This window comes from Bradyrhizobium sp. USDA3010, assembly GCF_056429065.1.
In genome coordinates this window covers 1-10319 of record NZ_JBWJZD010000088.1, presented here as the reverse complement: position 1 = coordinate 10319, position 10319 = coordinate 1, and the positions used below count along the sequence as shown (strand labels likewise).

At 57.3% G+C, this 10319-nt stretch carries 5 protein-coding genes and 1 pseudogene; 3 read left to right on the top strand and 3 right to left on the bottom strand.

The features are described 5' to 3' along the window. Window positions 1-563: 563 nt before the first annotated feature. Window positions 564-1313, top strand: coding sequence for a P-loop NTPase family protein (locus AC066Y_RS42505; RefSeq protein WP_478279043.1), 750 nt, complete (start codon window positions 564-566; stop codon window positions 1311-1313). Between the two features lie 60 nt (window positions 1314-1373). Then, complete coding sequence (locus AC066Y_RS42500) at window positions 1374-2093, top strand: hypothetical protein (protein WP_478279042.1); 720 nt, start codon at window positions 1374-1376, stop codon at window positions 2091-2093. Window positions 2094-2316: 223 nt separating this feature from the next. On the opposite strand, the pseudogene AC066Y_RS42495 reads toward AC066Y_RS42500, so the two are convergent. The 3 genes and pseudogenes from AC066Y_RS42495 to AC066Y_RS42485 form a co-directional block, all read right to left on the bottom strand. Continuing rightward, a pseudogene (locus AC066Y_RS42495) lies at window positions 2317-3204 on the bottom strand (NEL-type E3 ubiquitin ligase domain-containing protein); the annotation flags it as partial. Window positions 3205-3880: 676 nt separating this feature from the next. Beyond that, window positions 3881-4126 (bottom strand): hypothetical protein, encoded by a 246-nt coding sequence (locus AC066Y_RS42490; RefSeq protein WP_478279041.1) that lies wholly within the window; start codon window positions 4124-4126, stop codon window positions 3881-3883. A gap of 187 nt (window positions 4127-4313) precedes the next feature. Continuing rightward, window positions 4314-5909, bottom strand: a complete 1596-nt coding sequence (locus AC066Y_RS42485) for a hypothetical protein (RefSeq protein WP_478279040.1) — start codon at window positions 5907-5909, stop codon at window positions 4314-4316. Window positions 5910-8066: 2157 nt separating this feature from the next. Between AC066Y_RS42485 and AC066Y_RS42480 the strand changes: the two genes are divergently transcribed. Continuing rightward, a complete protein-coding gene (locus AC066Y_RS42480) occupies window positions 8067-8468 on the top strand; it encodes a hypothetical protein (RefSeq protein WP_478279039.1) in 402 nt (133 codons plus the stop codon). Window positions 8469-10319 lie beyond the last annotated feature (1851 nt).

Sequence of the window (10319 nt, the reverse complement as noted above, 5' to 3'; positions counted from 1 at the left end):
TTGCAAAGTACCGGTCGTCAGGCGGTGAAAAGCCGAAGGCAATCCTGTGCGCCTCGTCAGAGCAGATGTACGGCCGCATCAATCGGGCCCAAAAGCCGCACTCTCACGAATAGGACGGGCTAGATCGGGCCACCCCATGTCGAACGAGCTAGATCCGCGACTACTCTCCACGCAGTGCAGCACCACCTCAATCCTGTTTACATCGATGCTACAAGCTGACGCCGCGTAAGGTTCACGTCCTTCATGCCGATCCAACGATCGGTACATAGAACGCTATCGCAACGATCATCAGGCTCACGGTTGATCCTTCGACGCCCGGCCTTCCGGCTACTCACGAACCTGACGTAAATCACGAGCAGGAGCGATTACTTGCTACTCTCAGCGTGCGCCGACGTCTCAGTCAGACCGCGCAACTCGCTCGATGTTGAAAACGTTGGTCAACCTGATGAGCTCTCGCGTCGAAAATTCAATTACCCTTCTTTCTGCCATGTTCTCACCCAAAGCAGTGACGCGCCGATTGCGCACTTCGCGCGCGGCAAGAGCGAGTGCCTCAGGAGAATTCGATGGTGAAGCCAGTTGTGATTGTGGTGGGTGCAGACAAGGGAGGAGTCGGCAAGACGACCGTATCACGAACGCTGCTGGACTACTTCAGCGTCAACAACGTGCAAGCGCGCGCCTTCGATACGGAGTCTCCCCGGGGAACGCTGAAGCGCTTTTATCCCGAGATCACCGAGATCGTCGACATGACGACGACCGCGGACCAGATGAAGATTTTCGATACCCTGAACTCCGGGCTATCTGTCACCGTCATCGACGCTCGCGCCGGATTACTGTCCTCAGCGCTGGCCTCCTTGCGCGACATCGGATTTCTGGATTCGGCGCGGTCCGGCCAGGTTACCTTTGCCGTATTCCACATTCTAGGATCGTCTATCGCTTCGCTCGACGAGATCGAGGAGACCGCTACCTTCATGAGCGGCGCAAAGTACTATCTGGTCAAGAACTTCATCAATGACACTCAGTTCTTCCAGTGGGACCAGTCGACCTATAACTCCTATTTTCACCGCATCAAACAGGCGACCGAGTTGACCATCCCGAAACTGAACGAGATGGCATATGAGCAGGTCGAAGTCGCATCCGTCCCGTTCGTAGATTTCGTGGCAAACAAGGGCCGCAACGATGAGCCCGCGAACAACTCTTTCGTGCTACGCGGTTATGTCCGGCACTGGCTGGCAAATGTCTGGAGCGAATTTGATCGCATCAACTTGACGGAATTGGCCGGCGCCAAGTCCGCTACGCGGAGTGGCGAGAAGTAGTCGCATATTCTTGCGGGCCAAGACCAGGCCCATATACGAAACGAGATTGATCTGCTGGCTATGGTAGCGACCCCTATCTACATCATCTGCTCTCCTAGCCCGCAGGTCGGAAAAACCCTCATCGCTCGCGTCCTGAGCGAGTTCTTGCTGCTCAAAGACGGTGCCGTCCTGTCGTTCGATGTCAATCTAAAAGAGCCATCACTGCTCGATTACCTGCCTATGATCACCGAGACCGCGGATGTGACCGACACTTACGGCAAGATGCAGTTGATGGACCCGCTTATCGTCCACGACCGGGTACCCAAGGTGATCGATCTCGGCTTCCATGCCTTCGACGAATTCTTCAAGATGTGCGAGGAAATCGGCTTCATAAAGGAGACGGCGCGCCGCTATGTCGCTCCTATCATTCTCTTCATCGCAGGCGCTGACCGCATTTCCTTTCGCGGTTATGACATACTGCGGCGGCAGATTCCGCCAGCATCGCTAGTCACCGTCCACAATGAATTTGCGCTGCGCGGCGGATTACCTGAAGTCATGGATGGCGAGCGGATGCTCCAGATTTCCGCGCTGCCGCCGTTTCTCAAGAGATATATCGACCGACTTGGCTTTTCCTTCACCGGATATCTGCGGGACGAAAAGGACTGGTCCACCGAGCTGCATCAGTGGATACGACGGAACTACACAATGTTCCGCGATCTAGAATCGAGTTTGATGCTGCGAAGATCCTATCGATCGCGGGGGACGAACATCGAGAGCCTGCGTTGCACAAAGGCAACTTGAGGCTGAGACTACTCGCCATCCATTCGTTAAGCTTATGAGCAGCCGTTTGACCGGCCGCCAATGGCTTTGGCCATAATGATATGCACTGTGCGAATCCCCGTCTGGATTGGGTGCAATCAAGCGTACTTTTTGTTGAGCTCATCCGCAGCCAGTCGCGCGACCGGCAACTGCCCTCTTAGGCTTTGCGGGCGACGAGACGCATCGATGATGCCAGCGGAGGAGCTCATAGCTCGAAGCCGAGCTCCCCGAGCACCCGGTCCATGACCGCGCCTTTGATCTCGCGGGCGATCTCGTTGCGTATCTGGGCGCCGAGCACCCGCTCGGCATCGGCGTCGCCTGTCAACCCATCCTCCGCCAGCCGCCGATCCAAGCGGGCTTGAAACGGCTCGCCCATCGCATCGACGAGCCGTTCCTGCATCTCAGCATAGTCTTCGGGCGCGATGCGCCTTAGCACACTTTCCCATGGCTGCCATCGGGTCGCCAGGAACTGCGCAAATTCGGTCGCTTCCTGGTTCCGCACTGCCGTCCCGGCCCTGGCGACATCGTCCCCGGTGAGGTGAGAGACGCTCATGAAGCGCATATCGGGAGCGATGTGCCGCAGCTCCAGCGCATCACGCAATTGGGTTTGGTAGGCAAGGTAGACCTCGATCTCATCGACGTCCGTGTCCGGATCGATTCGACGAAGCGAGTTGACGGTCTCGCGCGCGATTCGGTCCAGGGCCTCCAAGCGAAACATGACGCGGCCCTGCTGGAGCAGTTCGCCAAGGCGTCCGTCATAGGCGCCGTCCTCGACATCCGCGTTCACACGTGCGCTCTGCATGCCGTTCCAGGTCAAAGTGATGCGATCTTGGCAGCTCACGCTCGCTCCGGAGGCCAGTTCGAAATACTGCTCGCGTAAATTCGGCCTGATGACCGCCTGCCGCAGATCTTCGACGACCGCGTGCCGGAACGCGTCGTTACCATAGTTCACGGTGCCGCGGAGCCTGTCGAGAAAGCGTGCATAATCTAAGGCACCCGGCTCTTCGGCGAAGGCCTGCCAAGCGGTTATTGCTGCCGGCTCGCCCTCGAGCCAGTGCGCGACAACCTCCTGCAGCGACCGCGGCTCAACTTGCACCGCGCCTCGGTTGCTAAAGGAAGCAAATGCACCGGGGCGGCGTATCATGAAGCCGGTAGAGCCCCGCTATGGATGCGCTTCATCGGCTGACGAGAGCACATCACGAAGCGGTCGCCACGCAGGGCTTGGTGCGATTACCCTGCGCCCGATGGCGACCGAGGACCAATCTCAAGGGGCCTCGCTCGCGGATCGGGTTGATACTGGAATCCATCTCCCCTTTCCTGCCATGCCTGAGCACATCGAGCCGGCCTTGCCAGCAATTCGGGACATTCAGCCTACGAGATATAGCTGTCGACAAGCTGACAGCCTCGAAGCGATGATCAATGCGCCGCCCAACTTTCCTTCGATGTTTCTCGACGCTTAGGCGCAGCGCTCCGCAAAACGTCCGAGGGAACGAAACAGTTTCCAGCTCGGTAAATTTGGTGTCCGAGCGGCGGCACGCCGGCAGCGTGATGCTGACAGGACGGCGATGTTGCCGCTCCTGGCGTACCCAATCAGCAAAGCCGACCCGAATGATTAGCCTTCAGCTACTAACGACCGCGGACATGATCCTCAAGCTCGACTGGCGCTATCGCGGCTTGCGGCAAGCAAGCGGTGATTCCGCTCGGGAATCCCTCCCGAGTCGAACAGACACCGCACATCACTGTCGGCATCGAATTTCCTTACGTTGCGCTCAGTGTAGCCAACCCTCACCGCGACCAACGAACTCAAGCACCGACTGCGCTTGGTTGATCTCGCGCGACACGCGCTTCAATATCCGTATTGCGACCTCTTCCGTCGCGATCAACCCCGCTCTTTCGCAGGCCAGCCCGAAATGATACATCACCTGTTCGTCGGATGGCGCGATACGACTCTGAAACAAGCTGATCGTCAATGATGAGAGCATATGCTCGACGACGTCGTTTTCAGCCTGTCTCACGAATCTACGTCCTTCTGATTAGTCGCTCAATATTGTACAATATGGGCGTCGCCGATAGAGCTATGACACCTCTCATTGTTCCGGGTTGTCGTGCCATGGCATCGCCCCATGAGTATCGAACACCACTAGCTGGCGCTTTCTTTCATCGATCGCCCCATCTGGTAACATCGCTTCTCCTCTCACGGGCCTACGCGGTCTCAGACGCGAGTTGCAGCTCCCTGACGATCTCGGTCACCCTCCCTTGCCCGGCGGCGTGGTGCGGCCACTTGCTAAAGCCACACAGCAAATTCTCCGCTTCCAGCTTGGTAAAATTAAGGAGCCTGATACCGCGACCAAGGACCTCATTGACGATCGTGATCGTGGCTTGGCGAGCGGCACTTTCTTGTGGCGATCTGTTGAAGCCGATCAGCAGGCCCCTGAGATCCTGGGTAGTGAAATCCGAGAGCCCCGTCCTCCGATCGGCGCGGCGAAGGACCTCGCCTGCGAGCACGACGGTCACTTGACCGCACGGCAGTTCGTCCGGCCAGTTACTGAAGCCGCTGACTAGGCTCGCAAGTCCCTGCTGTGAGAACTCGCAGAGCTGAGCGGCGCGGCGCAGGACCTCGCGAGCGAGTGCGACCGCGGCTCGGCGAGACGCCGCCTCTTCGGGCCACTTACTAAAACCGTTCACCAGGTTTGACAGCCCCTGCTGAGTCAGATCGGGGAGCTGGGCAGCACGGCAAAATACTTCACCCGCGATCGCGACCGCAGCCTTACGGCAAGTCGCATCTTCAGGCCATTTGCAGAACCCGTTCACCAGGTTCGCCAATCCTTGCTGGGTATAATGCGGAAGCTGGACGGCACGGCGCAGGAGCTCACTTGCGATCGCGACTGTGGCCTGACGAGATGCATTCTCCTCTGGCCATTTGCTGAAGCCATTCACCAAATTCGCCAGATCTTGCTCGCTGAACTCGTGGAACCGCGTCGCACGTCCAAGCACTTCGATTGCAACCGCGACGGTGACTTGACCACAGGGCAACTCCTCAGGCCACTTGCTAAAACCGTTTACAAGGATGGCCAACCCCTGCTGAGCGAAATCGGCGAGCCGGCGGGGGCGCCGCAAGATTTCCAGTGCAAGCGTGGTCGCGGCTTGGCGCGAGGCCGCCTCTTCTGGCCATTTGCTAAATCCGTTTACCAGGCTCACCAACCCTTGCTGTCTAAATTCAGAGAGCTGATGGTGGCGGCCCGCTCGGCGGATGACCTCGCCCGCGATTGCAACCGCGGCCTGTCGAAAGTCACTCTCTTCCGGCCACTTGCTGAAGCCGTTTATCAGCCCTGCCAGGCTGAGATTGTTCAATTCTTGAAGCGATCTGCTTTCCTCGCGACAAAATTTGGCTATTCGGACCGCCCCATGGCGACATTCCGCTCTCCTGGCGTGCCTGCCGAATGATGCCGCAAATATGGAAAGCGCCCTGATACCGATCTTTCTCATCAGAGCATGGTCCAGCTGCGACAAGCGAGAAGCTATTCTCTCGCAAGTATCCCGACCCGCCTGACCTCCAGCCCTTCGGCTCACCGCATTGCATGTCGTGGCATAGCCCCACGATTTCTCTGCACGGATGCTTTCCTCGAAACTCGGTAGAAATCTCGATTGAAACTCAACGGCTGCTTGTTGCAGAAACACCGGCAGGTCGGCCTTGCACAGTTGCTTGTCGCGCCTGACCACCGCAGTTGAGAATTCAACAATGCCGCCAGCACGATCGATTTCCCTTAGCGCCGTCGTGAGACTAGTTTGAACGGACATAGGACCTTCCGAGCTTTCATCGCAGCGCCCTTCGGCTATATGCGACCGGTCATCGCGTCTGGCTAGATATTTATCGTCTACGCTCTTTGAGCATCTGCCTGTGGGCGCCGGACTGTTCACTCAGCGCGCCTTGCTTGCGCGACTAAATGATTGCAGTTGTGGCAAGCCACACTTTGCTGCCCGCATCATTCCATCGTTCCAGCCATATGGCGACTCCACTGGCCAGCACTTGACAACTGCCCGCCCAGAGTTTCCGTGGCGATGGTGCAACTGCCCTTCCTGGCTATCGCCTGCAAGCAACAAGATGGCAATCAGCAAGCCATCCCCCTCGATCTCGATTTGCCAATGAACCGTCGACGCCTGCCCTATCCTGAGTTTTGTCTTGACGCGTCGGCAAGTCTACAACCTGTCGCAACGTGAGATTCAAGCTATAAATCGGCCTCCTGGAGCGGAGGCGGATTGTATGCGGCGGATGTCGATTGCAATGATTCCCTGTGGGGTGCTTATTTAGCGAGATACCGCGTCCAGCTGACATTTGCCGTCGATAGCTGAGATCCCGCCCTTGGCTCCTGCGCTTTGTTTGATCGATTCGCGAGCGCCGGAATCGCGGTCAGGCCCACCCGCCTTCCCCATAGGGAAAAACATCTCCGCCATACCATTTCTCATGCTGTGGATGAGAGATCCATTGGGAAAGACGATTGCCAATGCTCGGTGGCAGCGCGCGACTCCTCAACCATTAGAGAGAGGAGGCGAGCGCAATGAAGGCGCCACTCTTTATACCGCTCGCGCGGCCAGAGGACGACGTCGCTACATTCCGGGTCACGAGCTACTGGCCTACAGTTAAGCCGCGCCCAACCTGGGCCATCAACAAAGCCGCCGGACGCTTGTAAGTTTTGGTGCCATAGATCATGGCGACATGCGACCTAGTTTACCAGCTCATGCTCAAGCTGCCTAATGCCGGACGTGATTTAACATCTCTCCATCTTTCGTATCTCGCACGAAACTGTAGAGCGCAGGAATTGCGCAAGATACGCTATCACGGCGCGGTGAAAACTCGCGACTCTGCCGCGATTTCTCGTCAGACGCGCGGTGTAAGGTGATATCGATTAACAGGAGCCTTGCACAAATCGAACTGCTCGCCACATCTGCGCAGAAGCGGGTGGGCCGTCGCAAGTCCTCAGACGGAATTGTTCGGCATGAATGCGGAGCCACCGCTACTCATGAAGATCCGCGTGCTTACACTCGAATGCCAAAGTGAACTACATCTGCAATGACTTCGATCGATGATAGATTAAGTGAGATCAGGTGGCTGCGGAACGAGATCTGGCGCTGCCGTCGGTTACTTAAAACGGACCTATCTAGCGCGGAACGCAAGGACGTCGAGAAGCGCCTGCGTGAACAGCTGTCTGCCTTTGAGCGGCTCTTCTCGACGATGTTTCCTTTCGCCTTGAACCCTAAAGTGAATTCGACCAAGAGCACCACGACCGGGCCAAACGGCTCCACCGAAGCGCCCATCGAAGACACCGCAATGGCATCAAGCAGTTCCTTCGCGAATTCGATTGGGGATTAACCTCAGCGCTCTCCTCGACTCGATTCGCACCCTCGAGCCCAACCTGATCCCAATGTGAGAATATCGGGAAGACCGCGATCGAATGCCCGCCCCAACGCGAGCATTCCGGCGATCTTTTGCCAGTCCTAGTCGATCTAGTCACCTGCGGGAAATGCCAGGCCGCCGACAACAACGCCATAGATTGATGGACAATACGGACTCCTGAACAATGTGCGGCCTAACGACCTCCGACGTTGGAGCAGATTCGTCCGTCGGATCATTTCCAGCCAGCCGATGGCAACTTCACGGTTGCCTTGTCCGCCGAACGGGCTGCAGCGCAGATAGCGTGCAACCGCTGCAGTAGCACATCGAACCTCAAAGCGAACCATGACCTCGTAACACGCGCGGTGGCCCTGTCGATCGCCGAACGAGGTCAATCGGTTCACGACGTTCAGTGCCGCTGGTGGATGCGTCCGGCTCGACAGGTTGACGATTCCAGCCCGATAGACTTTCGAAACAGCAGGCAAGTCAAAGTCCGGCGCTAATTGGCCTGGAACACGTCACCGTGCGTCAATTTCCGTAACTTCTGCTCGGACGGATCACTCTCGATGGAGTACGATCGGAACCCTATTGAGGCGTCGTTTTCTTCCGCCGTTTCTGTCCGCCGCGGTTGGCATCGCGCGGCGACATTCGACGCCCAAGCTTTTGAAATTGTCCCTAATACAAAACATGGCTGCGTCTACATCCCCACGTCCTGTGAAGCGCTCACAGAAGCGCATTACGTCTGGTCTGCACGACGTAAGGACTTCTTCGGCCCGCTGATCTCGCGCGCGAGCGTATCCTGTACACCACATGGCCGCGATCGCGATCGCAGCAAGGGTGGTTGCCGAGCGGTGCGCATTGTAAGTCCACCCCATTCGTCGTTTTTGAATCACCAAACCCCTCTTAAGCCGCATATCCTTCACTATGGTTCTTTGCCCAACGATCATCATCTGTTTACCGGGAGCTAGGCAACAGCTCGGCAGCGGCCGTCGCGGGGCCGCCGTAATCATTGTGGTCCCCCGAATCATCGTCTCGTCACGCGCAACACGTTCACTGCGAAGACCGAGACACGAGAGAGGCTGGCTGCGCTTTGCAGCGCGCGCAATGCGTTCCAGCCTTTGTGACATTCGCGATGCAAGTTTCCAATGTGGCGTTCCCTGATGCGAAAGTTCTGCTTCGCAATGCCTACAACCTGACGCTACGATCGATTCAAGAATTTTGAGCATCCAGCAAGTGTGAATACGCTCTGAGACCGGCACATCCGACGAACTCGCACCAGCTGCACGCTTCACCGGCTGCCCCCGGGTGTGAAGCGTCGCCCGTATTGGTCGATGATCGCTCGGCCTAGTGTTGGGTTGAAGGCGCGCTGGGACGATCGGCGATAAGTTGTCATCGACGCTGCTCGCTTGTTCGCCGTCCGAGCCAACGGTCTTGGAGCCTTCAGACGAGAGTTTGGCACGATAGTTTTCCGAGAAGCACAAGACTTTGGACCGGTGGGTCAGAATGGCTTGTTCTGGATTGTGACGGCCGCGGCTCTGACCGACGGCGGATTCCGCAGGCTCAAGCTGCCGCTGCCTATTGCTAGTGTGCAATTGCTCGACGCCAACTCAGCGGCTTCGACCTTGAGCTCCGCTGGCACGGCAGTTGCTACTCAGCGCGTGAGCTGGGTTTGGGTGCAGCCTCGCCGCAACGCGGAAGATATCATTCGTCGTTGATGGCTGCGGGTCTTTCTGCGGACGGTGATATGCAGGGGCCATGCCAGCTGACGCGGCGCGCGTGCCGGCTATTTTCGATCTCAACGTCGTTTTCGCGCCAAGATCTGTAACTGTTCAACGCACAGCTGGTCGGAGGCCGAACACAAAGCGTATATCGCACGTGCTCTAGTGGTTGATTTCAGGCCGCAGCATGCTGAAAGACTTGAACTCCGGCTCCAACGACTGCCAGGGCAGCATGAAGATGCCATCGAAAGTCAACTGATTGGCTCCTACCGCCACCACATGCAAGGACGTAGCGATCTCCTATTCGTCCCGCCACAGCTGCCGTGATTGTTGCAGCTGGTCAGATATGCGATCATCTTCGTCGTCAGATCGCACGCCTCGGCCTCGACGGCAATTGCAACCGGACGCTGAGTGCCGCTGGTTGGACGTACATCATTTGGTCGACAGCTCTTTGACTTTCCGTGCTGTGCAAAGATGGGCTGCCAATGATCGAGCCTCTGTCGGCATCATTGCAGATGACCCAGCCGGTCGAATCTGTCCTGCTCCGAGAACGCAACGTCGTAGTCTCGACACCTTGATGCGGGGGCTGATGCGCAATGGAGCGATGGTGTTGCGGTGTGCTGCTCCTGATGAGAGAATGTTCCACGCAGCGGCACCGTTGATCGTTCGCGACCGAATCCACCTATGTTCTGATGTGACCAGGAGATCGATTATGAGTTCGCGCATGACGCCTCACCCTCGGTTGCTGGGACGATCGCGCGAGGCCACGAACGAGGCTGGATCTGAACGCTGATGAACTAGCGATGAATCGTATCCGTGAGATGTTCGTCCAGGCGATCACGAAAGCTTCTAGATAACCAGTCAATTTCCTCAGGTTGCCAATGAGCCCCCCTTCTCTCCTCCGGCAGATCGGTAAGGTCTGACAAACTGGATCATATCGCCTTGTGCATTATTGGCGCGTTTGACGGTCGCATGTTCGTAAGCGGCAAGGAAACCCCGTCTGGCGGAGTGGTAAGCGATCGGCTATCGGCTGCTGAGTTTGTGAGCCGATGTGAGCTTCTATGTCTGCGCCTAGTTCTGGAACTAGAACCTTCCATATGA